Source organism: Thermopolyspora sp. NPDC052614, from assembly GCF_040678635.1.
Taxonomy (GTDB): Bacteria; Actinomycetota; Actinomycetes; order Streptosporangiales; family Streptosporangiaceae; genus Thermopolyspora.
The window spans coordinates 470,292-495,182 of record NZ_JBFATZ010000002.1; the positions used below are offsets into that span (position 1 = coordinate 470,292).

The 24,891-nt window shown below is 70.1% G+C and carries 27 protein-coding genes and 1 pseudogene; 19 read left to right on the forward strand and 9 right to left on the reverse strand.

Annotation, left to right across the window (positions count from 1 at the left end; translation table 11 throughout):
- The 15 genes and pseudogenes from AB0K60_RS05580 to AB0K60_RS05650 form a co-directional block, all read left to right on the forward strand.
- Positions 1–1,484, forward strand: a pseudogene (locus tag AB0K60_RS05580) (hypothetical protein); the annotation flags it as partial.
- A gap of 10 nt (positions 1,485–1,494) precedes the next feature.
- On the forward strand, positions 1,495–1,881 hold the full coding sequence (locus AB0K60_RS05585) for a hypothetical protein (RefSeq protein ID WP_364048932.1): 387 nt from the start codon (positions 1,495–1,497) through the stop codon (positions 1,879–1,881).
- Between the two features lie 168 nt (positions 1,882–2,049).
- A complete protein-coding gene (gene glyA / locus AB0K60_RS05590) occupies positions 2,050–3,327 on the forward strand; it encodes a serine hydroxymethyltransferase (protein WP_364048934.1) in 1,278 nt (425 codons plus the stop codon).
- A gap of 59 nt (positions 3,328–3,386) precedes the next feature.
- Entirely contained in the window at positions 3,387–4,931 is a 1,545-nt protein-coding gene (locus tag AB0K60_RS05595; protein ID WP_364048936.1) for an undecaprenyl/decaprenyl-phosphate alpha-N-acetylglucosaminyl 1-phosphate transferase, read from the forward strand.
- Positions 4,932–5,206: 275 nt separating this feature from the next.
- Positions 5,207–5,632 carry a hypothetical protein gene (locus tag AB0K60_RS05600; protein ID WP_364048938.1) on the forward strand — a complete coding sequence of 142 codons (426 nt, stop codon included), beginning with the start codon at positions 5,207–5,209 and terminating at the stop codon, positions 5,630–5,632.
- A gap of 72 nt (positions 5,633–5,704) precedes the next feature.
- A complete protein-coding gene (locus tag AB0K60_RS05605) occupies positions 5,705–5,920 on the forward strand; it encodes a hypothetical protein (RefSeq protein ID WP_364048940.1) in 216 nt (71 codons plus the stop codon).
- Positions 5,921–5,978: 58 nt separating this feature from the next.
- A complete protein-coding gene (gene atpB / locus AB0K60_RS05610; protein ID WP_364048942.1) occupies positions 5,979–6,797 on the forward strand; it encodes a F0F1 ATP synthase subunit A in 819 nt (272 codons plus the stop codon).
- A gap of 132 nt (positions 6,798–6,929) precedes the next feature.
- Positions 6,930–7,160, forward strand: coding sequence for an ATP synthase F0 subunit C (gene atpE, locus AB0K60_RS05615; RefSeq protein WP_364048944.1), 231 nt, complete (start codon positions 6,930–6,932; stop codon positions 7,158–7,160).
- 32 nt (positions 7,161–7,192) lie between these two features.
- Positions 7,193–7,744 (forward strand): F0F1 ATP synthase subunit B, encoded by a 552-nt coding sequence (locus AB0K60_RS05620; RefSeq protein WP_364048946.1) that lies wholly within the window; start codon positions 7,193–7,195, stop codon positions 7,742–7,744.
- A gap of 31 nt (positions 7,745–7,775) precedes the next feature.
- Positions 7,776–8,588 carry a F0F1 ATP synthase subunit delta gene (locus tag AB0K60_RS05625; RefSeq protein WP_364048948.1) on the forward strand — a complete coding sequence of 271 codons (813 nt, stop codon included), beginning with the start codon at positions 7,776–7,778 and terminating at the stop codon, positions 8,586–8,588.
- A 38-nt stretch (positions 8,589–8,626) separates the two neighbouring features.
- A complete protein-coding gene (gene atpA, locus AB0K60_RS05630) occupies positions 8,627–10,279 on the forward strand; it encodes a F0F1 ATP synthase subunit alpha (protein WP_364048950.1) in 1,653 nt (550 codons plus the stop codon).
- 3 nt (positions 10,280–10,282) lie between these two features.
- Positions 10,283–11,182 carry a F0F1 ATP synthase subunit gamma gene (locus tag AB0K60_RS05635; protein WP_364048952.1) on the forward strand — a complete coding sequence of 300 codons (900 nt, stop codon included), beginning with the start codon at positions 10,283–10,285 and terminating at the stop codon, positions 11,180–11,182.
- Position 11,183: 1 nt separating this feature from the next.
- Positions 11,184–12,617, forward strand: coding sequence for a F0F1 ATP synthase subunit beta (atpD, locus tag AB0K60_RS05640; protein WP_364048954.1), 1,434 nt, complete (start codon positions 11,184–11,186; stop codon positions 12,615–12,617).
- Positions 12,618–12,659: 42 nt separating this feature from the next.
- A complete protein-coding gene (locus AB0K60_RS05645; RefSeq protein WP_364048956.1) occupies positions 12,660–13,061 on the forward strand; it encodes a F0F1 ATP synthase subunit epsilon in 402 nt (133 codons plus the stop codon).
- Between the two features lie 27 nt (positions 13,062–13,088).
- Positions 13,089–13,484 carry a DUF2550 domain-containing protein gene (locus tag AB0K60_RS05650; RefSeq protein ID WP_364048958.1) on the forward strand — a complete coding sequence of 132 codons (396 nt, stop codon included), beginning with the start codon at positions 13,089–13,091 and terminating at the stop codon, positions 13,482–13,484.
- Between the two features lie 31 nt (positions 13,485–13,515).
- On the opposite strand, the gene AB0K60_RS05655 is transcribed toward AB0K60_RS05650, so the two are convergent.
- The 8 genes from AB0K60_RS05655 to nucS all read right to left on the reverse strand — a co-directional run bounded on the left by AB0K60_RS05655 (position 13,516) and on the right by nucS (position 21,085).
- Entirely contained in the window at positions 13,516–14,106 is a 591-nt protein-coding gene (locus AB0K60_RS05655) for a cob(I)yrinic acid a,c-diamide adenosyltransferase (protein ID WP_364048960.1), read from the reverse strand.
- A 172-nt stretch (positions 14,107–14,278) separates the two neighbouring features.
- Entirely contained in the window at positions 14,279–14,902 is a 624-nt protein-coding gene (locus AB0K60_RS05660) for a TetR/AcrR family transcriptional regulator (protein WP_364048962.1), read from the reverse strand.
- Positions 14,903–14,962: 60 nt separating this feature from the next.
- Positions 14,963–16,447 carry an aldehyde dehydrogenase family protein gene (locus AB0K60_RS05665; RefSeq protein WP_364048964.1) on the reverse strand — a complete coding sequence of 495 codons (1,485 nt, stop codon included), beginning with the start codon at positions 16,445–16,447 and terminating at the stop codon, positions 14,963–14,965.
- 76 nt (positions 16,448–16,523) lie between these two features.
- Positions 16,524–17,171: a response regulator transcription factor gene (locus AB0K60_RS05670; RefSeq protein WP_364048966.1), complete on the reverse strand. Its 648-nt coding sequence runs from the start codon at positions 17,169–17,171 to the stop codon at positions 16,524–16,526.
- Positions 17,168–18,517 (reverse strand): sensor histidine kinase, encoded by a 1,350-nt coding sequence (locus AB0K60_RS05675; protein ID WP_364048968.1) that lies wholly within the window; start codon positions 18,515–18,517, stop codon positions 17,168–17,170. Before AB0K60_RS05675 ends, AB0K60_RS05670 begins: the two co-directional genes overlap by 4 nt.
- Complete coding sequence (locus tag AB0K60_RS05680; protein WP_364048970.1) at positions 18,475–19,323, reverse strand: ABC transporter permease; 849 nt, start codon at positions 19,321–19,323, stop codon at positions 18,475–18,477. The genes AB0K60_RS05675 and AB0K60_RS05680 overlap by 43 nt, the downstream gene beginning before the upstream one ends.
- A gap of 133 nt (positions 19,324–19,456) precedes the next feature.
- Positions 19,457–20,299: an ABC transporter ATP-binding protein gene (locus tag AB0K60_RS05685; protein ID WP_364048972.1), complete on the reverse strand. Its 843-nt coding sequence runs from the start codon at positions 20,297–20,299 to the stop codon at positions 19,457–19,459.
- A 126-nt stretch (positions 20,300–20,425) separates the two neighbouring features.
- On the reverse strand, positions 20,426–21,085 hold the full coding sequence (gene nucS / locus AB0K60_RS05690; protein ID WP_364048974.1) for an endonuclease NucS: 660 nt from the start codon (positions 21,083–21,085) through the stop codon (positions 20,426–20,428).
- Positions 21,086–21,256: 171 nt separating this feature from the next.
- Between nucS and AB0K60_RS05695 the strand changes: the two genes are divergently transcribed.
- The 3 genes from AB0K60_RS05695 (at position 21,257) to AB0K60_RS05705 (ending at position 23,295) form a co-directional block, all read left to right on the forward strand.
- Positions 21,257–21,586, forward strand: a complete 330-nt coding sequence (locus tag AB0K60_RS05695) for an ATP/GTP-binding protein (RefSeq protein ID WP_364048976.1) — start codon at positions 21,257–21,259, stop codon at positions 21,584–21,586.
- Between the two features lie 73 nt (positions 21,587–21,659).
- Complete coding sequence (locus AB0K60_RS05700; RefSeq protein ID WP_364048978.1) at positions 21,660–22,364, forward strand: alpha/beta hydrolase; 705 nt, start codon at positions 21,660–21,662, stop codon at positions 22,362–22,364.
- A gap of 160 nt (positions 22,365–22,524) precedes the next feature.
- The gene (locus tag AB0K60_RS05705) at positions 22,525–23,295 is read left to right on the forward strand and encodes an alpha/beta hydrolase (RefSeq protein WP_364048980.1); all 771 of its coding nucleotides are present in this window, start codon (positions 22,525–22,527) and stop codon (positions 23,293–23,295) included.
- Between the two features lie 13 nt (positions 23,296–23,308).
- On the opposite strand, the gene AB0K60_RS05710 is transcribed toward AB0K60_RS05705, so the two are convergent.
- Positions 23,309–24,490, reverse strand: coding sequence for an AI-2E family transporter (locus AB0K60_RS05710; RefSeq protein WP_364048982.1), 1,182 nt, complete (start codon positions 24,488–24,490; stop codon positions 23,309–23,311).
- A 54-nt stretch (positions 24,491–24,544) separates the two neighbouring features.
- Here AB0K60_RS05710 and AB0K60_RS05715 point away from each other — a divergent pair.
- The coding region (locus AB0K60_RS05715) for a hypothetical protein (protein ID WP_364048984.1) at positions 24,545–24,891 on the forward strand (347 nt) is incomplete at its 3' end.

Consider the following 24,891-nt stretch of genomic DNA (forward strand, 5'->3'; position numbering starts at 1 on the left):
TGGATTCGGGTGCCGGTGGGGAGAAGGGCGGCGACGGCAAGTCCGATTCCGGCAAGGGCTCGGACGCCGGAGGTTACGGGTCGGTGGGAGGCGAGATCGACCCCGGCGGTGACAAAGGCGGCGAGTCCAAGCCTGATTCGGGCAAGGGCTCGGACGCCGGTGGCGACAAGGGCGGCGAGACCGACAGGTCCAACCCGGGGAAGGACTCCGGCGGCGAGAGGTCCGGTGGTGAGTCCGGTACCGGTGGCAAGGGGGACGAGGGCGCCGGTGCGGGCCGGGATGCCGGAGGCGACTGTGCGGGCGACGGCGGCGGGATGTCGGGTGGCTCCGCTGACGGTGGCTCGGGCGGGAGCGACGCGGGCGGCGGATCCGGCGCGGGCAAGGACGCCGGTGACGGTCTGATCGTGGACACCGATCGGAGGGATCACCCGGATGACGTGGTCACGGGCAGCGGGACGAGGGTGATCGAGGTCGACGGCGTCAAGGTGGTGACCGGCTCCATAGACCCGCCGAGCGAGGCCTATCTGCGGTGGCTGTCGGAGAACATGGACAAGATTCAGCCGCTCGATATGCCTGTGACGGAGGACGGGAGACTCGACACCTCCAACGCGGGCGGAGCACAGCCGGACGGGAATGCGGGGAAGGTGGAGCCCGCGTACCCGGATGCCGGGACGTCGGGCGACCAGGGGAGCGGCTCTGGAAACGACTCTGGTCAAGGCGGTGATGGCCGAGGCAACGCTGGTCAGGGCGAGGCTCCCGGTCAGCCGTACACCCCGGGCGACGGTGGTGCCGATGGTCAAGGCGGCACCGGTGGTAAGGGCGGTGCCGGCGGCGACGGGGGAGGTGCCGCTGGTCAAGGCGGTGCTAGTGGTCAAGGCGGTGCGGGCGGCCAGGGTGCCGCCGGTGGGGGCGCTCTGAGCGCCGATGACGCGTTCGCGCGAGGCGACATGACCATCATCAACAGAGACGGTGTCTCGCTGCTGCCGGACATCGAGCATTCCGGAGCCGCCGGAGGGTCCGCCGGGTCGTCGGGGGCCGATGGCGGCGTGACGGGTCTGGACGGGGCTCGATCCGGTGGTGCGAGCGCGGGTGGCGGCGTCTCCGAAGGCGGCTCGGGCGGCCTGGCGGGCGGCGGGTCGTACGGGGGCACGGGCGGTGGCGCGATCGCCGGGCAGGACGGCGGATCAAGTGCCATCGTGCATCCGATCGGCGACGCGCAGGAGCGGGATGCCGGGGTCACGGGCTGGGAGAACACTGGAGAGGGGTCGGTGGACGGCGACGCGCAGGAGCGGGGCGCCGGGGTCACGGGCTGGGAGAACACCGGGGAGGGGTCGGTGGACGGCGACGCGCAGGAGCGGGATGCCGGGGTCACGGGCTGGGAGGACACAGGAGAAGGGTCGGCGGACGGCGATGCCGAGGGCGGGTCCGCCGACGGGGATCGCGTGGAGCGGGTGTCGCCGCCGCTGCCGCCGATGGGACCGTAGGAGGGAATGAATGTTCGTTGACCCACCGGCCCCACAGCCGTTGCGTCCGGGAGAGACACCTCCCCGTCAGTCGGCGACCGACCAGCTCACCCCTGGCGGGCAGACGACGACGTGGGCGTTCAACCCCGAGTATCAGAAGCTCGTCGATCTGTGGCATCAGGTGATCCCGCACATGGAGAGCCTCACGACGTCGCTGGACCGCGCCTTCCAACTGGCCAAGAGCCCGCAGGTCTGGGACGCCCCGGTGAGCAAGCGGTACGTCGAGGACATCGCCGAGTGGCGCAAGCGCCTGGCCATGTATCGCCAGGCCGTGCTGACCGCGATCAGCGACCAGGCCGCCGACACCCCCCGCTGGATCCCCGCCGGCTCCGACGCCCCCCACGCCTTCCTGTACTGATCCTCGACAGAGCGCCGACACCCACCCAAACGGCGTCTCCCCGCCCGGCCCTCCCGCGTATTCACCCCCCTGTGACGGCACCCGCGGTGCTTGGGCCTGTGGCGGCGGGGTAGCCCGAGGTGAGAGGTGGCGGAAGCAGGCGGGACGGCCGCCGCGGGGATGTGAGACATGGAGTCGTACTACGGGCCCGACTTCTCGTCGCTGGCGCGTGAGGATCCCGACGTCGCGCGGCTGCTGGTGGAGGAGCTGGCGCGGCAGCGGGGCGGGCTGCAGCTCATCGCCAGCGAGAACTACACCTCGCCCGCCGTGCTCGCGGCGATGGGCTCGACGCTGACGAACAAGTACGCCGAGGGGTATCCGGGGCGGCGGTACTACGGCGGCTGCGAGGTCGTCGACCGCGCCGAACTGCTCGCGATCGAGCGGGCGAAACGGCTGTTCGGGGCCGAGCACGCCAACGTGCAACCGCATTCGGGCGCCTCGGCCAACCTGGCGGCGTACGCGGCCCTGGTGCGACCGGGGGACACCGTGCTGGCGATGGCGCTGGAGCACGGCGGGCACCTGACGCACGGCTCCCGACTCAACTTCTCCGGCCGCTGGTTCGACGTGGTCTCCTACGGGGTGCGGCGGGACACCGAGCTGCTCGACTACGACGAGGTCAGAGATCTGGCCCTCCGCCACGCGCCCAAGATGATCATCTGTGGGGCGACGGCGTACCCGCGCCCCATCGACTTCGCGGCGTTCCGCGGCATCGCCGACGAGGTGGGCGCGTGGCTGCTCGCCGACGTCGCGCACACGATGGGGCTGGTGGCGGGCGGCGTCGCCCCCTCGCCCGTGCCGTACGCGGACGCCGTCACCTTCACCACCCACAAGACGCTGCGCGGCCCGCGTGGCGGCGCGATCCTGTGCACCGAGGAGGTGGCCCGCAGGATCGACCGGGCGGTGTTCCCGTTCGTGCAGGGCGGGCCGATGATGCATGTCGTCGCCGCGAAGGCGGTCGCCTTCGGGGAGGCGGCGCGCCCGGAGTTCGCCGAGTACGCCGAGCGGGTGGTGGCGAACGCGCGCACCCTCACCGCGACCCTGGAGGCCGCAGGCATGCGCCCGGTGACCGGCGGCACCGACACCCACCTGGCCGTGTTCGACCTGCGCGACCTCGGGGTGGACGGCGCGACCGCCGAGCGGCGCTGCGCGGAGGCGGGCGTCACGCTCAACCGCAGCGTCATCCCCTACGATCCCGGATCGCCCTCCCGCACCTCCGGCATACGGCTCGGCACCCCATGCGTCACCAGCCAGGGCATGGGCCCGGACGAAATGGAGGAGATCGGTTCAATCGTGGCGCAAGCAGTCCGAAACCCGAATGCGGTAGCGTCTTTGATCACAAGGGTTAAGGCGCTCGTGAGCGCTCACCCCGCCTACGGCGATGCCCCCACCGCCGTCGGCGACGATTGAAAAACGGTTCTGTGTAGTTTTCCGGCCACACCGGCCGGACAATCCGGGAAACTAGGTCCGTGCGCGAATACCTTCTCACGGCGCTGGTCACGGCGACCGTCACGTATCTACTGGTTCCGCTGGTCAGGAGATTCGCCCTCCGCATCGGCGCGGCGCCGGAGGTCCGTGAGCGAGACGTGCACACCACCCCGATCCCGCGCCTGGGCGGGCTCGCCATGTTCGCCGGCCTGGTGGTCGGCCTGCTGGTGGCCAGCCGGCTGCCGTACGTGGGCATGGTGCTGAGACAGGAGCAGATCGTGATGCCGCTGCTGGTCGCGGGCGGCCTGATCACGCTGACCGGCTTCCTGGACGACTGGTGGGGCATGGACGCCTTCATCAAGCTCGGCGGCCAGATCGCCGCGGCGGGGGTGCTGGTCTACTTCGGCATGAGCCTCACCTCGATCCCCGTGCCGGGAGGCGCCGGCTACAACCTCGACAGCACGCTGCAGGCGGTCGTCACGATCCTCATCGTGGTCATCAGCATCAACGCGGTGAACTTCGTGGACGGGCTGGACGGCCTCGCCGCGGGAATCGTGGCGATCGCGGCGTTGGCCACCTTCGCCTACTCGATCGCGCTGTCGTGGGACATCCAGGACACCCGGATCAACAGCACCGCCGTGATCACCGCGGTGCTCATCGGCATGTGCGCGGGCTTCCTGCCGCACAACTTCCACCCGGCCAAGATCTTCATGGGGGACACCGGGGCGATGCTGCTCGGGCTCGTGCTCGCGGCGTCCATGATCAAGGTGACCCCGATCGACCCCACCATCCTGCCGGACCTCAACCGGTTCCCGGTGATCCTGCCGATGCTGGTGCCGGTCGCGGTGCTGGTGCCGCCGCTGGCCGACTTCCTCATGGCCGTGGTGCGGCGCATGTCCTACGGCAAGTCGCCGTTCGCCGCCGATCGCGGCCACCTGCACCACCGGCTGCTCGACACCGGCCACTCGCAGCGCAGCGCCGTGCTGATCCTCTACGCGTGGACGTTCCTGTTCGCCTTCGCCGTCGTCGGCCTGTCGATCTTCGGTGTCGCGCTCATCGTCTTCCCGTTCACCGTGGTGCTGTCGATCGCCGTGCTGATGCTGATGTGGCTGCCCAAGTGGCGCTCGCGCAAGGGCGGGTCGGGCGGCGCGCACGCGGCCGGAGGCACTGCGGGCGGCACTGCGAGCGGCGCGGCCGGCGGCCCGGCCGCGGCGGTGGCGCGCCCGGCCGAGCCGGACGCGGGTCCCCGGTCCGAAGTCCCGGCCGATCCGTTCGCCGGGGTTCGTCCCCCCGCCGACGCGCGGCAGGTCGCGGAGGTCCACCGGCTCGACGCGCGGCGTTTCGCGGGGGCGCACCCGTACGCCGCGACGCAGGCCCGCGCGGGCGCTCCCGCCGACGCGGTGGGCCAGGCGCGCGCGGAGGCCCAGCCGCCCATGGGGGCGCAGCCGCGCGCCGGGGTACGGCCGGGCGCGGAGCAGGCCACCGGCGCGCGGCGGCCGGAGCCGATCCGGTCCACGCCGGGGACGCAGCCGCAGCACACCTCGACCGGCATGCCGCACGGCCCGGCCAAAATCCAGCGAGCCTGACCGCGAACAGGCCGTGTGACCTGCGCAAACAATGCGCGATGGGGCGCGGTCCTGTGCCCCGGATCGGCCCGGCGAGGGCCGTCGCGGGCGGGCCGGGTGATCGCCGAAAGTCATCGGAATATCGCGGTGTGTGGCGAAGTCGTACGCTGAGTCACGCGAAAGGGCAGGTAAAGGCGCACCTGCCGGAGCTTGTGATACCTTTCACTAGCAGGGACACCACAGCATGAGTTCCTCAAGGTAGCAATCGCTCGCTTGACAACCCACCGGGAGTATCGATGCAGGCCAACGACGTTCGCGTGCTGAAGAGCGCCGCGATCCCGACGCTGGTCGTCGGGTTGGTGGCCGCGATCGTCTCCCTGTTCGCCGTCGGCGCGAGTGGCGCGCTGGGCGCGGCGATCGGCGTGCTGCTGGTGGCGTTGTTCTTCACGATAAGCCTCGGCGCGGTCACCTGGGCGGGCCGGATCTCGCCCATGGCGATGTTCGCCGCCGCGGTGCTGAGCTATGTGGTGAAAGTCATCGTCATCGCCGTCCTGCTGCGGGTCTTCAACGGCATCGACGCCTGGCACTTCCCGACCTTCGCCTGGACGGTCGTCGCGGGCACGCTCGCGTGGACCGGCGGCGAGGTGTGGGCTTTCTCACGGCTGAAGATGCTGTACATCGACGACACCGTGGCCAAGGCACCCGGCCGGGGCAAGCCGTGAGTCAGGGATCGGCCCGGCGGCGGGGGTCTGATATGACTAGTCCCCCCTCTAACTGCTATCGTCAGGGCCGCGATGAGCGAGCAGAAGCGCACGCCCGAAAACGATGGCCGCGACTTCGCCGACGCCGCCTGGTCCGTTCCCGCGTACCTGTTGTCGGGGATCTTGGTTTGGGGTGGCTTCGGCTGGTTGCTGAGCCACTGGACTGGCGTGTACGCATTTGTCCCCATAGGGGTGGTCCTCGGAGTGGGGCTCGCCGCATACCTCGTGTACTTGAAGCACGGTCGCTGACCGCGCCAGTTACTTCACAAAGTCTTCTGTTGATCAACAACGTTGAAGGGAACGCCGCGTGATCACGCCGACGCTCCTCCTCGCAGGTACTTCCCTCGCGCCCGCGGAACCCGGCGGGTTCCATGCTCCGGGGCCGGACATCTTCAACTTCCCGCCGCTGTGGGAGGGTGCCCCCACCTGGCTGACCAAGCCGACGCTGCTGGCGATGCTGAGCGTGCTCATCCTGATCGTGGTGATGTGGGGGGCGTTCGCCAACCCCAAGATCGTCCCGCGGGGGCTGCAGAACATCGGCGAGATCGGCTACATGTTCGTACGCGACCAGGTGGCCCGGCCGTTCCTCGGCAAGGACGCCGAGCGGTTCATGCCGCTGCTGGTCTCCATCTTCTTCCTGGTCCTGCTGTGGAACGTGATGGGCGTCATCCCGGTCGTCCAGTTCCCGGTGGCCTCGCACATCGCGTTCCCGATCGTGCTCGCGGCCACGATCTACATCATGCGCATCTACCTGGGCATCAAGTACCAGGGCCCGATCGGCTACTTCAAGAACATGATGTTCCCGCCCGGTGTGCCGAAGGCGGTCTACATCCTGCTGGCGCCCATCGAGCTGCTCTCGAACCTCATCCTCGCGCCGTTCACGCACGCCGTGCGACTGTTCGCGAACATGTTCGCCGGCCACATGATCCTGGCGTTCTTCAGCCTGGTGGGGTTCTACTTCCTGTTCGAGAACTTCGGCCCGCTCGGCGCGCCGCTCGGCCTCCTCGGCACGGTCGTCACGATCGCCATGACCGGCCTGGAGATCTTCATCCAGTACCTGCAGGCGTTCCTGTTCGCGATGCTGGCGGCCATGTACATCGGCCAGTCGCTGCACGCCGATCACTAGGCGCCCCGACCACGAGACGCTCCAATCACAGACCCTCCGATCACCAGACCCTCCGATCACAGACGCAGAGTTTCCTTACCCCAAGCCCAGACCGGTAGAGCCCCTACCGGCCAACCAGTAAAGGAATCAACAATGCCCGTTCTCGCTGAGGTTGCCGGCAACGTCACCGCCATCGGCTACGGTCTCGCCGCCATCGGCCCCGGCATCGGCGTCGGCATCATCTTCGGTCAGGGTGTCCAGGCCATCGCCCGCCAGCCCGAGGCGTACGGCCTGATCCGCCAGAACATGCTCCTCGGCTTCGTTCTCACCGAGGCCCTCGCGCTGATCGGTCTGGTCGCGCCCTTCATCTTCCAGGGCATCTGACGCCCCCACCAACCTGACGGAAGGCTGGATCAATGCCACTGACAGCCACGATCCTCGCGGCGGAGGAGAACAACCCGATCCTGCCGCACCCCTACGAGCTCGTCATCGGCGTCTTCTCCTTCCTCGTCGTGTTCCTCGTCGTCGGCCGGATGCTCGTCCCGCGGCTCCAGAAGACGCTGGCCGAGCGCACCGACGCGATCGAGGGCGGCATCAAGAGGGCCGAGGAGGCGCAGGCGGAGGCGCAGCGGGCGCTGGAGGAGTACCGCGCCAAGCTCGCCGAGGCCCGGCACGAGGCCGCACGGCTGCGCGAGGAGGCCAAGGCACAGGGCGCGCAGATCAAGGCCGAGCTCCGCGAGGAGGCCCAGGCCGAGGCGCGCCGCATCATCGAGGCGGCGCACGCCCAGATCGAGGCGGACCGCCAGGCCGCCTTCGCCCAGCTCCGCGCCGAGATCGGCCGGCTGTCCACCGACCTGGCCGGCCGCATCGTCGGCGAGTCCCTGCAGGACGAGGTGCGGCAGAGCCGCATCATCGACCGGTTCCTGGAGGAGCTGGAGTCCACCACCGACGCGCAGGCGGTTCGCTGATGACCGACGGACCAGGGACGGTGAGCGGCCGATGAGAGGCGTGAGCAGAACCTCGCTCGCCGAGGTCGAGGAGCGGTTCAACCTCGCGGCGGGGTCGGCGGCCGAGTTCGGCTCCCTCGCCGAGGACCTGTTCGCGATCGCCGACCTGTTCGATCGCGAGCACGGGCTGCGCCGTACCCTGTCGGACGCCACCCGCCCGGCCCAGCAGAAGTCGCAGGTCGTGCGGGTGCTGCTGGAAGGCAAGGTGAGCCCGGCGGCCCTGGAGACGGCCGCCGCCGCGGTCGAGGCGAAGTGGTCGCGCGCGCGTGACCTGCCCGACGCCCTGGAGCGGTTCGGCGTCATCGCCGCCGTGGCCGAGGCCGAGGGGCAGGGCCGGCTGGACGACCTGGACGACGAGTTGTTCCGGTTCGGCCGGATCGTCCAGGCCAACCCCGAGTTGCACTGGGCCCTGTCGGACACCTCGATTCCCGGCGACCGCAAGCGGGCGCTGCTGGAGGAGCTGCTGAGCGGCCGGGTCACCCCGGCCACCCTGCGACTGATCGCGCAGCTCGCCGTGCATCCGCGAGGACGTAGCCTGGAGAAGGGCCTGGAGGAGTTCGGGCGGCTGGTCGCCCAGCAGCGGCAGAAGCTGGTGGCCGTGGTGCGCACCGCCGTGCCGCTCAGCGACGCACAGCGCGAACGGCTCACCGCATGGCTGCGCGCGACCTACGGTCGCGACATCCACCTCAACACCGAGGTGGACCCGAAGGTGCTCGGTGGCTTCTCGGTTCGCGTGGGCGACGAGATCATCGACACCACAATCGTGGGACGTATCGAAGAAGTCCGCCGCCGGTTGGCCGGCTAGGGAAGCGGTGCGGCGATGAATAGGGAGACGGAATCAAGATGTCGGAGCTGACGATCCGGCCGGACGAGATCCGCGACGCGCTTGAGCGCTTCGTCCAGGCCTACGAGCCGGAAGGCGCGGCGCGCGAGGAGATCGGGACCGTCGTCGACTGCGGCGACGGCATCGCCCATGTCTCCGGCCTGCCCTCGACGATGGCGAACGAGCTGCTGGAGTTCGAGAACGGCACGCGTGGCCTGGCGCTCAACCTCGACGTGCGCGAGATCGGCGTCGTCGTCCTCGGTGACTTCGAGGGCATCGAGGAGGGTCAGACCGTACGCCGCACCGGCGAGGTGCTGTCGGTGCCGGTCGGGGACGAGTTCCTCGGCCGCGTGGTCGACCCGCTGGGCGTGCCGGTGGACGGCAAGGGCCCGATCCAGGCCGAGACGCTGCGCGCCCTGGAGCTGCAGGCCCCCTCGGTCGTGCAGCGCCAGTCGGTCAAGGAGCCGCTGCAGACCGGCATCAAGGCGATCGACGCGCTGACGCCGATCGGCCGCGGCCAGCGGCAGCTCATCATCGGCGACCGGCAGACCGGCAAGACCGCGATCGCCGTCGACACGATCCTCAACCAGCGTGAGAACTGGGCCTCCGGCGACCCCGAGCGTCAGGTGCGCTGCATCTATGTCGCGGTCGGCCAGAAGGGCTCGACCATCGCGCAGGTGAAGTCCCGCCTGGAGGAGGCGGGCGCGATGGAGTACACCACCATCGTCGCCGCCCCGGCCTCCGACCCGGCCGGTTACAAGTACATCGCGCCCTACACCGGCTCGGCCATCGGGCAGCACTGGATGTACGGCGGCAAGCACGTCCTGATCATCTTCGACGACCTGACGAAGCAGGCCGACGCCTACCGCGCCATCTCGCTGCTGCTGCGCCGCCCGCCGGGCCGCGAGGCGTTCCCCGGCGACGTGTTCTACCTGCACTCCCGGCTGCTGGAGCGCTGCGCCAAGCTCTCCGACGACCTAGGCGGCGGCTCGCTGACCGGCCTGCCGGTCATCGAGACCAAGGGCAACGACATCTCGGCGTTCATCCCCACGAACGTCATCTCCATCACCGACGGCCAGTGCTTCCTGGAGACCGACCTGTTCAACTCCGGTCAGCGCCCGGCCATCAACCCCGGTATCTCGGTCTCCCGAGTCGGCGGTTCGGCGCAGATCAAGGCGATGAAGACCGTCGCCGGCACGCTGCGCCTGGCGCTGTCGCAGTACCGCGAGCTTGAGGCGTTCGCCGCCTTCGCCTCCGACCTGGACGCGGCCTCCCGCGCCCAGCTCGAGCGCGGCGCCCGGCTGATGGAGCTGATGAAGCAGCCGCAGTACAGCCCGTTCCCGGTCGAGCAGCAGGTCGTGTCGATCTGGGCCGGCACCACCGGTGAGCTGGACGAGGTGCCGCTGGAGGACGTGCGCCGGTTCGAGGCCGAGTTCCTGGAGTTCGTCGGCCGCAACTACAAGGGCGTCTACGACGGCATCCGGGAGACCAAGGCCCTGTCCGACGACGCGGTCACCGTCCTGAAGGACGCGGTCGCCGAGTTCAAGAAGGAGTTCCAGACCTCCTCGGGCCAGCTGCTCTTCCAGGACGAGCCGGTCGAGGCGCTGGAGGCGGGCGAGGTCGGCCAGGAGAAGGTCATTCGGCACGTGCGTCCGACGGACGAGAAGAAGTAGCCGATGGGTGCCCAACTGAGACTGCTGCGGCGGCGGATCCGGACGGTCCGCTCGATCGCCAAGATCACGCGAGCGCAGGAGCTCATCGCCAGCTCGCGGATCATCCGGGCGCAGCAGCGCATGCAGGCGGCGGTGCCGTACGAGCAGGAGATCACCCGGGCGGTGTCGGCCGTGCTGTCCTACGACACCACGGCCGAGCACCCGCTGATGGTCGCCAAGAAGAACCCGCAGACCGCCGGGGTGCTGATCGTCACCTCTGACCGGGGGTTCGCCGGCGGTTTCAACGCCAGCATCCTGCGCGAGGCCGAGGCGCTCGCCGGGCTGCTGCGCGAGCAGGGCATCACCCCCAAGCCGTACGTGGTGGGGCGCAAGGGCATCGGCTGGCACCGGTTCCGCAACCGGGAGCTGAACGGCGAGTGGTCCGGCTTCACCGACAATCCGTCGTACACGCATGCCAAGGAGATCGGCGAGACGCTGATCAAGGCGTTCGAGGACGACGACGGCATCGACGAGATCCACCTGGTGTACACCGAGTTCGTCTCGATGCTCACCCAGCGTCCGGTGGTCAAGCGCATCCTGCCGCTTGAGGTCGAGACCGCCGAGGCCCCTTCGGGCGGCGCCCTGCCGTACTACGAGTTCGAGCCGACCGCGGGGGTCGTGCTCGACCGGCTGCTGCCGCGCTACATCGAGTCCCGCATCTTCAACGCCCTGCTCCAGTCGGCCGTCTCCGAGCACGCGGCGCGGCGCCGGGCGATGAAGTCGGCGACCGACAACGCCAACGAGTCGATCCAGAAGTTCACCCAGCTGATGAACCAGGCTCGCCAGGCGGAGATCACCCAGGAAATCAGCGAGATCGTCGGTGGTGCGAACGCGCTCGCCGACGCCGCAGCGGGGAAAGAGTGAAATGACTGCACAGACTGTTGAGACCGAGACCGGCGTGGGCCGTGTCGCCCGGGTCATCGGCCCGGTCGTCGACGTGGAGTTCCCCGCCGAGTCCATGCCGGACATCTACAACGCGCTGAACGTCGACGTCACCCTCGCCGGGGAGACCAAGACGCTCACCCTGGAGGTCGAGCAGCACCTGGGCGACAACCTGGTGCGCGCCATCTCCATGCAGCCCACCGACGGGCTGGTGCGCGGCGCGGTGGTGCGCGACTCCGGTCAGGCGATCTCGGTGCCGGTCGGCGACGTCACCAAGGGCCACGTGTGGAACGCCCTCGGCGTGCCGCTCGACACCGACGAGAAGTCGCTCCAGATCACCGAGCGCTGGCCGATCCACCGCAAGTCGCCGGCCTTCGACCAGTTGGAGGCCCGCACCGAGCTGCTGGTCACCGGCATCAAGGTCATCGACCTGCTCACGCCGTACGTGCAGGGTGGGAAGATCGGCCTGTTCGGCGGCGCGGGCGTGGGCAAGACCGTGCTGATCCAGGAGATGATCCGCCGCGTCGCCCGCGAGTTCGGCGGCACCTCGGTGTTCGCCGGCGTCGGCGAGCGCACCCGTGAGGGCAACGACCTGTGGGTCGAGATGGACGAGGCGAACGTCCTGAAGGACACCGCGCTGGTGTTCGGCCAGATGGACGAGCCGCCGGGCACCCGGCTGCGCGTCGCGCTGTCCGCGCTGACGATGGCGGAGTACTTCCGCGACGTGCAGAAGCAGGACGTGCTGCTGTTCATCGACAACATCTTCCGGTTCAGCCAGGCCGGCTCGGAGGTGTCCACGCTGCTGGGTCGCATGCCCTCCGCCGTGGGTTACCAGCCGACGCTCGCCGACGAGATGGGCGTGCTCCAGGAGCGCATCACCTCGACCCGCGGTCACTCGATCACCTCGATGCAGGCGATCTACGTGCCCGCGGACGACATCACCGACCCGGCGCCGCACAACGCGTTCGCCCACCTCGACGCCACCACGGTGCTCTCCCGGTCGGTGTTCGAGAAGGCGATCTTCCCGGCGGTGGACCCGCTCGACTCCACCTCCCGCATCCTCGACCCGGTCATCCTGGGCGAGGAGCACTACACGGTGGCGCAGGAGACGATCCGGATCCTCCAGCGGTACAAGGAGCTCCAGGACATCATCAACATCCTGGGCATCGACGAGCTCTCGGAGGAGGACAAGGTCACCGTCAACCGGGCCCGCCGGGTGGAGCGGTTCCTGTCCCAGCCGATGTTCGCGGCCGAGCAGTTCACCGGCCAGCCGGGTGTGTTCACCCCGCTCGACGAGACCATCGCCTCGTTCAAGGCGCTGTGCGCCGGCGAGTACGACCACCTGCCCGAGCAGGCGTTCTACATGGTCGGCGGCATCGAGCAGGCCGAGGAGAAGGCCAAGGAGCTGGCCCGCTGAACCCCTGACGGGTGACGACGGGTCGAACAGAGAGGATGTGGGATGGCCAAGCTGCGCGTCGGCGTCGTGTCGCCGGAGCGTGAGATCTGGTCCGGCGAGGCCGACATGGTGATTGCCAAGACGGTCGAGGGCGAGATCGGTATCATGCCTAACCACGCCCCGGTGCTCGGCATCCTCGTCGAGGGCGGGGTCCTGACGGTCAAGCGGGGCGACGAGGGCGACCTCGTGGCCGCCGTCCACGGCGGATTCGTGTCCGTGGCGAACAACGAGGTCTCGGTGCTCGCCGAGCTGGCGGAGCTGGGTTCCGAGGTGGACGTCGCGCGGGCGCGCGACGCTCTCAGCCGGGCGCTGGCCACCGTGGACGCCGAGAGCACCGGTGTCGACGGGCAGCTCGCGGCCAAGCGTGCGCGGGCCCGCCTGCGCGCCGCCGGCGAAGAGGTCTGACAATAACGACGAGAACGGAGGATGAGGGTGGCGTTGACGGCACTGGAGATCGTCGTAGTCGTGCTGCTTGCCGCCGCCCTCATCGCCCTGCGCGGGTTCGTCCTGGCGCGGGTACGGGGGACGGTGATCTGTCGCCTCCGGACCGAGGGGGCGACCGGCTGGCGCAGCGGGGTGGCCCGCTATGTAGACGGCGAACTCCACTGGATTCCGTTCTTCGCGGTACGACTGAGGCCGCGCCACGCGATCGCGAGGCGCGGCCTCACCGTTTCCACCCGTCGTCCGCTCGGCAAGGGCGACGGTCCCGAGGGGTACTGGGCGGTCGACTGCGGCCCGGTGACCCTGGCGATGAGCGAGGACGCGCTCACGGGCTTCCTGGCCTGGCTGGAGTCCGCGCCGCCGAGCGCGCATCTCGACCGGGCCTGAGCGCCCGGCGCGGGTCGCCCCTTCTAGAGGATCAGCGGGTTCCGCCCGGCTTCCACAGCACCTCCTGGCCGTCAGCGGCGACCCGGCAGAGGATGAACAACAGGTCGCTGAGCCGGTTGAGGTATTTCGCGGTCAACGGATTGACGTCGTCGTGGGCCTCCAGGGCGGACCAGGCGGTGCGCTCGGCGCGCCGTACGACGGTTCTCGCGACGTGCAGCAGCGCGGTGCCGGGGGAGCCGCCGGGCAGGACGAAGCTCCGCAGCGGCTTGAGGCCCGCGTTGAACTCGTCGCAGCGCTCCTCCAGCCATTCGATGTAGGACGCCTCCACCCGCAGCGGCGGGAACTCCGGGTTCTCCACCACGGGGGCGCACAGGTCGGCCCCCACGTCGAACAGCTCGTTCTGCACGCGGCCGAGGACGTCCCGGATCCGTGGGGCGAGGTCGCCGAGGGCGAGCGCCACGCCGATCGCGGCGTTCGCCTCCTCCACGTCCGCGTAGGCGGCGAGCCGCGGGTCGGTCTTGCGGGTGCGGCTCATGTCGCCCAGGGCGGTCGAGCCGTCGTCGCCGGTCCTGGTGTAGATCTTCGAGAGGACCACCGGCTGGTCGTTGTCGGCACGTGTCATGCCGCCAGCCTAGCCACCGCCGGTCCGGCTGTTTTCGGTCGTCCGGGTATCGGATAAGGGTGGAGCCGGATAGCCCGGCACGTGCGTTTTCCGGGGTAAATGTCGGTTGCACGGGAGATGAAGTCCGGCTGCTTCGTGCTTTTCGTCCGGTGCAAATCCGTGCGGCACGGAGTCAGGGCTCCAATGACTTCCGGAAGATGTGCACCGCCGTGCGGATCACTTCGTCGAGCTCCTCGGGTTTGGGCGACATCATGACGTCGAGCAGCAACTCGTGAACCGCGCCGAGCACTCCGAGGACCAGTTGGTGCACGTTGTCCGGGGCCGTGCCGGTAAAGTCCGGGAGCGACTTTTCTATCATTTGCGCCAGAATCGATAGCTTATGCCGGCGGAACACGTGGACGGAGTTGTCGGCGCGGCGGACCTCCAGGTTCATGATGCGGGCGCGACGCCGGTCCGCCATGACAAAGGTCACGTACTCCCGCACGCCGGCCTCTATCCGGGCGTCCAGCGCGTTGGGGGCCGCGTGCATCGCCCGCACCACCGCAGCCGCCGCCTCGTCGACACAGCGCTCGTACACCGCCCGCATCAGATCATGGCGCCCGGAGAAACACTCGTAGAAGGCGCGATTGGATATGCGCGCGATGGCGCAGAGCCGTTCGATGGTGGTGTCGGAAAAGCCGGGCTCGGCGAACTGCGCGTACGCCGCGTGGAGTAACCGTTCCCGGCGGTCCGCCAATCGTTGTTCCGGTGTCATCCCCCGGTATCCCCGCGCCATCACCTTCCACCCCTCGCCCATGGTTTCCCCGCGAACCATTAATTATGAAGGCAAGATCTTTTAGATGGAAGGCGACTGAGATTATTTCTTGCGACGGCCGTGCAGGAACGTGACGAGCCGGATGAGCCGCTCGAGTTCGGCCGGGGTTCTGCGGAACGAGGTGATGCGCATTCCCGGCATGGCGAAACGCTGCCGCGCGATGGCCTTCGGCCGGGCGAACTCGCGCAGCCCGTCGGCTCCGTGGATGCGTCCGAAACCGGATCCGCCCACGCCGCCGAACGGCAGGGACGCGATGGCCGCGAACGAGATGACCGAATTGATGGCCGTCATGCCGCTGCGCAGGCGGCGGGCGAGGTCCATGGCCCGCCTCCGGTTCCCGGAGAACACCGTGGCGCCCAGGCCGTACGCGGTGGCGTTGGCCCGGCGCAGGGCCTCGCCGACGTCGGCGACCCGATCGACCGTGATGGTCGGGCCGAACGTCTCCTCCTGCACGGCGGGGGAGTCCTCCGGCACGTCGGTGACGATCACCGGATCGACGTACGGCGGGCGCACCGACTCCACGCCGCCCACCACCGCCCGGCCCCGGGCCACCGCGTCGTCCACGTGCCGCCGGATGACGTCGAGTTGGGCCGGCATGGTGATCGGCCCGTAGTCCTTCCCGGCCCGGATATCGGCGGCCCGCGTGGTCAGCTCCCGCAGGAACGCGTCGTACACCTCGTCCACCACGTAGACCCGCTCCACGCCCACGCAGGTCTGGCCTGCGTTGGAGCACGCCCCCCACAGGGCCGCGTCCGCCGCCGCGGGCAGATCGGCGTCGCGGTCGACGATGAGGGCGTCCTTGCCGCCGCACTCGGCCACGATCGGCGTCAGGTTCTGCGCGCAGGCCGCCATGACGCGCTTGGCCGTGGCCGTCGAACCGGTGAAGGCGATCTTGCCGACCCCCGGGTGGGCGGCGAGGGCCGCGCCCGTCTCCCCGAGCCCGGTCACCACCTGGAAGACCGGACGCTCCGGGACGCTCTCGGCGAACAGTTCGGCGAGCAGCACGCCGACGCCCGGCGTCAGCTCGCTGGGCTTGAACACGACCGCGTTGCCCGCCGCGAGGGCGTAGGCGATGGATCCCATCGGCGTGAACACCGGATAGTTCCACGGGCCGATCACGCCGATCACGCCCAGCGGAAGGTACTCCAGCGTGGCGGCCATGTTCAGGCCGATCAGGCCGGGGAACACCCGGCGCGGTCCCAGGACGGAACGCGCGTTACGGGCGGCCCAGTCCAGGTGAGTGATCGCCAGAACCGTCTCCAGCAGGGCGTCGCCGACCGGTTTGCCGGTCTCCTGGTGGATCGTGTCGGCCACCTGCCGCAGGTTCCGGGTGAGGACCGCCTTGTAGTCGAGCAGCCGCCGTCTGCGCTCGGCGAAGCCGAGCTCCGCCCACCAGCGCGCCGCCTCGCCGCCCGCCGCCACGGCGGCGGCCACGGCGGCGGCGTCGGCGATGACGTGCGTGCCCACGACCGCGCCGGTGGCGGGGTCGAGCGAGTCGAAGGTGCGCGGTTCGGTTGCCGTCGTCATGAGCCCTCCTCATCTTCGGCGTGCCGTGGCCCCACGATAGACCCGACGGCCGTACCGGCGAAGAGGGGACACCCGCTCAGCCGGGCGGCGGGAGGAGACCGCGTTCCAGGGCCGTGGTGACGGCGGCCGTGCGGTCGGAGACGCCGAGCTTGCCGAAGACGCGGATGAGGTGGGTCTTGACCGTGGTCTCGCTGATGAACAACTCGCGGCCGATCTCCGCGTTCGTCTTGCCCTTCGCGACCAGGGCGAGGACCTCGGTCTCCCGCCGCGACAGCGACTCGGCGACGGGCGTGCGCAGCCGGCTGACCAGCCGGGTCGCCACCGACGGGGACAGCACCGTCTCCCCGCGCAGCGCGGACGCGATCGCCGCGAGCAGATCGGCGCGTGAGGTGTCCTTCAGCAGGTAGCCGGCCGCGCCCGCCTCCACGGCACGCACGATGTCCTGGTCGTTCTCGTAGGTGGTCAGCACGATCACCTTGCCGTCCGGGTGGTCGGCGAGGATGCGACGGGTCGCGCTCACCCCGTCCCCGCCCGGCATGCGCAGATCCATCAGGATCACGTCCGGCGACGACTCGCGGGCGCGTGCCACCGCCTCGTCGCCCGAGCCCGCCTCGCCGACGACGACGATGCCGGGATCCGCCTCCAGCATGCCCCGCAGGCCCATGCGCACCACCGGGTGGTCGTCCACCAGCAGCACGCGGATCTTCGTCGGTTCGTCGGTCATCCGGTCTCCACGGGCAGCGAGTCTCGCACGGGCTCGGCGGCCACGGGGGACTGGCCCGGCAGCGGGAGGCGGACCACGAGTTCCCCGCCGCCTGCCCACTCCTCGGCCCCGTCGCCGACCCCCTTGTCAGCCCCGTAATCAGCCCCCTCGTTAGCCCCGCCGGCCGGGACGTCGCCCACGGTGATCGAGCCTCGTACCTGCTCGACCCGGGCGCGCATCGCCTGCAGGCCGTATCCGGCGGATGCGTCGTCGGCGTGCTCGGCGAGGCTTCTGGGCGGGAAGCCGAAGCCGCGCCCGTTGTCGCGCACCCGCAGCGCCACCTCCAGCGGGCCGTACTCCAGGGTGACCTTCACCCGCGAGGCCGCGGCGTGCTTGCGCACGTTGTTCAACCCTTCCTGGGCGGCCCTGATCAGCACGACCTCGTACGACGGCGGCAGCGCGTACCCATCGCCCCGCGTCTCGAAGACGGTCTGCAGGCCCAGGTCCTCGCCGAGCCGGTCGGTCACCCGGCGTAGCGCGTCGTCGAGCGTGGACCCGTCGAGCGGCGCGGGGCCGAGCGCGGCGATCAGGGCGCGCGCCTCGGCCAGGTTCTCCTTGGCCGTCTGTACGGCCAGCCCGAGATGGCGGCGCGGATCCGGCTGCGCCTCGGCCGCCTGGAGCAGCATGATGATGCTGGTGAACCCCTGGGCCAGGGTGTCGTGGATCTCCTGGGCCAGTCGCTCGCGCTCGGCGAGCGCGCCGCGTTCGGCCGACAGCCGCGCCACCTCGGCGTGGCTCGCCTCAAGCCGGCGGATGAGGTCGGCGCGCTCGATGCTCTGCCGTACGATGCGGTCGCCCCAGACGCCGAACACCGCCGAGAAGACGATGACGGTCGTCAGCAGCGTGAGGATGGAGAAGACGCCCTCGAGGTCGGAGGCGTCGCTCCACATGGTCGCGATCTTGGGTATCGCCAGCAGGACCAGGGCGACCAACGCCCGCCGCACCGGGAGCGCCATGAAGATCTGCGGGCAGATCCCGAACAGCGCGAACGTGCTGATGTCGGCGATCGCCGAGGGCACCGCGAACAGCACCACCAGGAGGGCCACGTAGACCGTGGCGAGGCGGACATCCTGCCGCAGGGTCGCCTTCCGGCCGATCAGCGCGTAGGCCACCAGGATCGACAGCAGCAGGGTGACGCACAGCGCCTTGAGCGGCGGCGGTGTGTCGTCGACGAGCAGGTGGGCACACGGGACGACGATGGAGCCGACCAGCAGGATCTCCCACCCGCCCAGCCGGGCCCACGCGTGGGGCCCGGCCGGCTCGTTCACCCGTCCCGACGGCTCTTCCACCGGAATGTCAGCAGGCACAACAACAACCCTCCGACCGCCCAGGCTGCCAGGATCAGGGCGACTCGGTCCAGTTCGTACGAATGGGTCATCTCAAGACCGATTCCGGCGTCGCCCAGGAAGACCGACCGGAAACCCTGGCACATCCACTTCAGCGGGAAGACCGAGGCGATGTTGATGAGCCAGTCGGGCAACTGGGTGAAGGGGATGTACACCCCGGAGACGAACTGGAGCATCACGAACGGCATCGTGATCACCGCCGCGGCGCTCTTGGCCGACCTGGGCAGGCTGCTCGCCGCGATGCCGAGCAGCGCGGAGGCGGTCAGGCCGAGCACGAACACCCAGGCGAAGGTGAACCAGCCGGTGACGCCCGTGGGCAGCTTCAGGTCGTACAGGAGCACGCCCACGACGAGCAGGATCGCGATCTCCAGCACCGTCACGAGCAGCACGCTGAGGACCTTGCCGACGAAGTACGCCGTGCGCGGCATCGGGGTCCCGGCCAGGCGTTTGAGCCCCCCTTCCTCGCGCTCGACCGCGATCGAGATGGCGAGGTTCTGGAAGCTCGTGCTCATCAGGCCCGCCCCGATCAGGCCGGCCGTGTACAACTGGGACATGGTGATCCCGTTCGCCAGATCGCCGCGGAAGATGGAGCCGAACAGGACGAGCAGGACGACGGGGAAGCTGAAGTTGAAGACCAGGGAATCTCGTTCCCGGAAGAACAACTTGGTCTCGATCGCCGCACGTGACCAGCCGACCTTGAGCAGGGAGGGCAGCGGTGGCTCGGCGGATCTCGAGGCGGTGGCCGCCTGCGCGACGGATTCGCTCATCGTGGTTTCCTTCATTGGAGGGCGTCCAATAGGGGAATTGGGGTCAGGGAGGGAAGGCGGAGGCCGCTCAGGGCCTCAACGCTCAGGGGTCCTGAATGCTCAGGGATTGCTCAGGGGTTGCTCAGGGGGTTGCTCAGGGGTTCTGGATAAGGCGGAGGTAGACGTCCTCGAGCGTCGGCCGCTCGACCGTCAGCTCCGGCACCTCGCCGGGGAACCGCCGGGTCAGCTCCAGGACGGTTCGGGTGGGCTCGTCGGTTTCGACGGTACGGCGCACGCCGTCCTCAAGCCAGCCGACCGTCGCCTTGGCCGAGGCGCGGCCGCCCAGCGTCGACGGCGTACCCTCGGCCACCACCCGGCCCGCGGCGATCACGGCGAGGCGGTCGGCGAGCGCCTCGACCTCGTCGAGGTAGTGGCTGGTGAGGACGATCGTGGTGCCATCGTGCGCCAGGCTGCTGATCAGATCCCAGAACTGCCGCCGCGCCTCGGGGTCGAAGCCGGTGGTCGGCTCGTCGAGGAACAGCAGTTCCGGGCGGCCGATGATGCCCAGCGCCACGTCCACGCGACGCCGCTGCCCGCCGGACAGCTTGCGGACGCGGGCGTCCGCCTTCTCCGCCAGGCCGACCTTCTCGATCACCTCGTCGGGGTCCCGGGGGCGGGGGTAGTAGCCCGCCATGTGCCGCACGATCTCCCGTACGGTCAGCTCGGCGGCGTCGTTGCTGGTCTGCAGCACGACGCCGATCCGGGAGCGCCACGCCCGGTCGCTGCGGGCCGGGTCCACGCCGAGCACGCTCACCTCGCCGGCATCCCGTTTGCGGTAGCCCTCGAGGATCTCCACGGTGGTGGACTTGCCCGCGCCGTTCGGGCCGAGGATGCCGAAGACCTCCCCCTGCTGGATGTCCAGGTCGAGACCGCCGACCGCGGTCACCTCGCCGTATCGCTTGGTCAGTCCTCTGACCTTCACCGCTGTCTGAGTCATGCCTCCAGCATCTCGGCCTGATCATCCGCCCGAAACCTACGTTTGGGCGAAGATGGATGTCCTCCGAACGGAGGACCTGATCGGCGACGAGAGGCGTAGCCGGCCCACCCCTGGGACGGCGGGGAGCTAGAAGAGGGTGCCCTCGCGCTGGATGCCGCGCAGCGCGTCGTAGTCGAGCGTCACGCAGTCGATGCCGCGATCGGCCGCGAGCACCCGGGCCTGCGGCTTGATCTCCTGCGCGGCGAACACGCCCTTGACGGGGGCGAGCAGCGGGTCGCGGTTGAGCAGCTCCAGGTAGCGGGTGAGCTGCTCCACGCCGTCGATCTCGCCGCGGCGCTTGATCTCCACGGCGACGGTGGCGCCGGAGGCGTCGCGGCACAGGATGTCGACCGGGCCGATCGCGGTCGGGTACTCGCGGCGGATCAGCGTCCAGCCCTCGCCGAGGGTGGTGATGTGCTCGGCGAGCAGTTCCTGCAGGTGGGCCTCGACGCCGTCCTTGATCAGCCCCGGGTCGACGCCGAGCTCGTGGGTGGAGTCGTGCAGGATCTCCTCGATGGTGAGGATGAGGCGCTCGCCCGTCTTGCCGTGGGTCACGGTCCAGACGCCCTCCTCCTCTTTGAGGCGGCAGGGCGGGCTCATCCAGTTCAGGGGTTTGTACGCCCGGTCGTCGGCGTGCACGGACACGCTGCCGTCCGCCTTGATCAGGATGAGGCGGGGCGCCATCGGGAGGTGGGCGGTGAGCCTGCCCACGTAGTCCACGCTGCAGTTCGCGATGACCAGCCGCATGACGGTCAACCCTACCGGGGCTCGGGTCCGGCTCGGTCCGCGTCTGGGAAACTGGACCACCGGCGTACGAAGGAGAGCGATGAGCGGGCGGGCGCGGAGCGGGGCACCGATGACACGGCGAGGAGGGGGACAGGAAGAAACCGGTTGTTTCCTCGCGTTTTGCATAGTGCCATGAGTCCTCGCCGGGCCCGCCGTGCCGGGCCGTACGATCGGGTGGACCGCCGCCGCGGCGTGGTGAGCGGTCGCGGACCCGTGCCCGGATCCGTGCCCGGAGTCGACCGGGTGGAGGACTGGCCGGACGGCGAGTGGGTGGTCAGGCAGGTGAGCGGCGCGGGCGGACGGGCCTACCGGTGCCCCGGCTGCGACCAGGAGATCCGTCCGGGCCTGCCGCACCTGGTGAGCTGGCCGAACTGGGACGGCGGCGAGGAGGAGCGGCGGCACTGGCACACCGTGTGCTGGCGCAAACGACGGGATCGCGGTCCCGGCCGGACCCGCTACTGACCCCGTCCCCCGATTCTCGCGAACCCCCAGGCCGCGCCCGGCGATGACCGGCGCGCGCGGTGAAAGGATGCATATGGACATTCGCGCCTCGACGGTGCTGCCCGCCCGGCGGGAGCCGATCGAGCTGCACACGGCGGACGGGCTGACCCTGGTCGGCGAGCTGGCGCTGCCGGAGGAGCGCCCGCCGGTGGCCACGCTGGTCTGCCTGCACCCGCTGCCGACCGAGGGCGGCATGATGGACAGCCATCTGCTGCGCAAGGCGTCCTACCGGCTGCCCGACCTCGCCGACCTCGCCGTGCTGCGCTTCAACACCCGGGGGACCGGCTCGGAGCGGGGCACCTCGCAGGGGAGCTTCGACGACGGCGAGGGGGAGCGGTTCGACGTGGCCGCGGCCGTGGAGTACGCCGAGTTCCACGAGCTGCCGCGGCCCTGGCTGCTCGGCTGGTCGTTCGGCACCGAGCTGGCGCTGAAGTGGGGGCGCGATCCGGCGATCGAGGGCGCGATCCTGCTGTCGCCGCCGCTGCGCCGGGCCACCGACGAGGACCTCGACGCGTGGGCCGAGTTCGGCCGGCCGCTGGTCGCGATGGTGCCGGAGCTCGATGACTTCCTGCAGCCGGACGAGGCGCGCAAGCGGTTCGCCAGGGTGCCGCAGTGCGAGGTGATCGCGGTCGAGCGGGCCAAGCACCTGTGGGTGGGCGAGCCGTACGTGCGGATCGTGCTCAACGAGATCGTGCGGCGGCTCAACCCGGCCGCCCACCCCCTGCCCACGCATGTGTGATCCCGCTTCATAGAGCCGCGCGATCCCCGCGTGGCTCCACCGCGGGTACGGCGCGGCCGGGCGGCGATCGCGCCGTATGTCGGTGGGTGTCACAACCGATACAGAGCGATTGTCCGGCGAAGGGGTGGCGTCGGCGGCGTCGCGTACTACGTTGGTCGGCGTGCGGCTCTACTCACGTGTGACCGGCGACGGGGTGTCGGTCGTGCTGCTCCACGCCTTTCCGCTGTCGTCGGCGATGTGGCTGGGACAGCGCGAGGGACTGTCCGGCGTCTGCCGGGTGATCACCCCGGATCTGCGCGGCTTCGGCGGCTCCCCGCTGGGCGAACAGGAGCCCTCGCTTGAGGTCATGGCCGACGACGTCGCCGAGACCCTCGACGCCGAGGGCGTCGATCGCGCCGTCATCGGGGGGCAGTCGATGGGCGGCTACGTGGCGATGGAGTTCTGCCGCCGCCACCCCGAGCGGGTGCTGGCGGTAATCCTCGCCGACACCAAGGCGAGCGCCGACCCGGAGGCGGCCCGGGCGAACCGGGAGCGGATCGCCCAGGCGGTCACCCGCGACGGCACCGGGATCCTGGTCCGGGAGGTGCTGCCCGGGCTGGTCGGGCCGACGACCCGGGAGCGGCGCGCCATGGTGTACGGCCGGGTGCGCGGCCTGGTGCAGGCGGCGCCGCCCGGCGCGGTCGCGTGGGCCTCCCGGGCGATGGCCCGCCGTCCCGACTCCTTCGACACGCTCCGCGCGCTGAAGGCGCCCGCCCTGGTGATCGTGGGAGAGGAGGACGAGCTGTCCCCGCGCGCCGACGCCGAGGCGATGGCGGAGGCCCTACCCGACGCGAGGCTCGCCGTGATCGAGCAGGCCGGTCACCTGAGCGCGGTCGAGCGGCCGGAGTCGTTCAACCGCGCCGTGGCGGCCTTCCTGCGTTCCATCGGCTGACCCGCGGGCCGCGCTACAGGGAGGCCTGGCGGGGGAGGACCACCTCGCGGATGATCAGGGCCACTGCCGCCGCTGCGGGAATGGCGATCAACGCGCCGACGATGCCCATCAGGGTGCCGCCGAACAGCGCCGCGATCACCGTCACGGCGGGCGTCACGTCCACCGACCGCTTCATCACCCTTGGGTAGATGTAGTAGTTCTCCACCTGCTGGTAGATGAGAAAGAAGATGCCGCTGGCGATGCCGAGCGGCAGCGACTGCAGCAGCACGACGGCGGTCACGAAAACCGCGCCGATCGTGGCGCCCACCAGCGGGATGAGGTCGGTGACCGCGACGACCAGGGCGAGCGCGAGGGCGTACTCGGCGCCCGCGATCGCCAGGAACAGCCAGGCCAGCACGCCCGCGATCACCGAGATCAGCATGTTGCCCGCGACGTAGCCGCCGATGCCGGTGAGGACCTCGTCGGTCATCGCCCTGGTACGGGGGCGGCGGCTGGCGGGCACGAGGCCGAGCAGGTACTCCTTGATCGTCGGAAGGGAGCCGAGGAAGTAGAGGGTCAGCACCAGCAGGGTGAACCCCGAGAAGATGCCGTTGAGCACGACGGCGCCCGCGCCGACGATGCCCCCGGCGATGGTGGCGCCGAGCCCGCCGCTGGTCACGTAGTCGCGCAACTTGGCCAGGATCTGGTAGTCGGCGTCGAGTCGCCTGATCGTCTCGTTTTGCGACAGCTCGTTCACGTAGCCGGGGATGGCCTGCACGAACTCGGTCATCTGCTCGGTCACCGGCGGGACGATCGCCAGGCCGAACAGGACGAAGAAGGCGATCACCGCAGCGAAGACGATCGAGATCGCGAGCCGCCGCGGCATCCTGCGCCGCTGCAGCGCCTCGACGATCGGGTTGAGCCCCACCGCGAGGAACATCGCGACGAGGACCAGCACGATCACGCTGCGCGCGCTCACCAGCGCCTGCGCCAGGCCCAGCGCCGTCAGCACGCCGAGCGCCGCGGTGAGCCCGAACATGAACGGGCCCCTGGCGAGCGGCTTGCCCGGCAGCCCGTACGGCGCCGCATCCGCCTGAGGCAGCAGACTTCCGCCGCCCGACCCGGAGCCGTTGCCCACGTCGGCCGCCTGCGTGGCGTCGGCCACGAGATCGCCCCGGGCGCGGTCGGCCACGGCGCCGCCGACGACGCCGGTCACGACGTCCTTGGCCGGGACACCGCCCTCGGCCCCGGCTCCGCTTCCGGCACCTTCATGTCCGGCACCCTCATGTCCGGCACCGTTCCCGGCTTCGGTTCCCGTGTCGGCCCCGGTGCCGGTCACGGTGCCGGTCACGACGTCCTTAGCCGGGAGGTCGCCCTCGGCCCCGGCTCCGCTTCCGGCACCTTCATGTCCGGCTGCACTTCCGGCGTCGGCCTCGCCTGCGGCACCTTCATGTCCGGCACCCTGATGTCCGGCACCCTCATGTCCGGCACCGTTCCCGGCTTCGGTTCCCGTGTCGGCCCCGGTGCCGGTCACGACGTCCTTAGCCGGGAGGTCGCCCTCGGCCCCGGCTCCGCTTCCGGCACCTTCATGTCCGGCTGCACTTCCGGCGTCGGCCT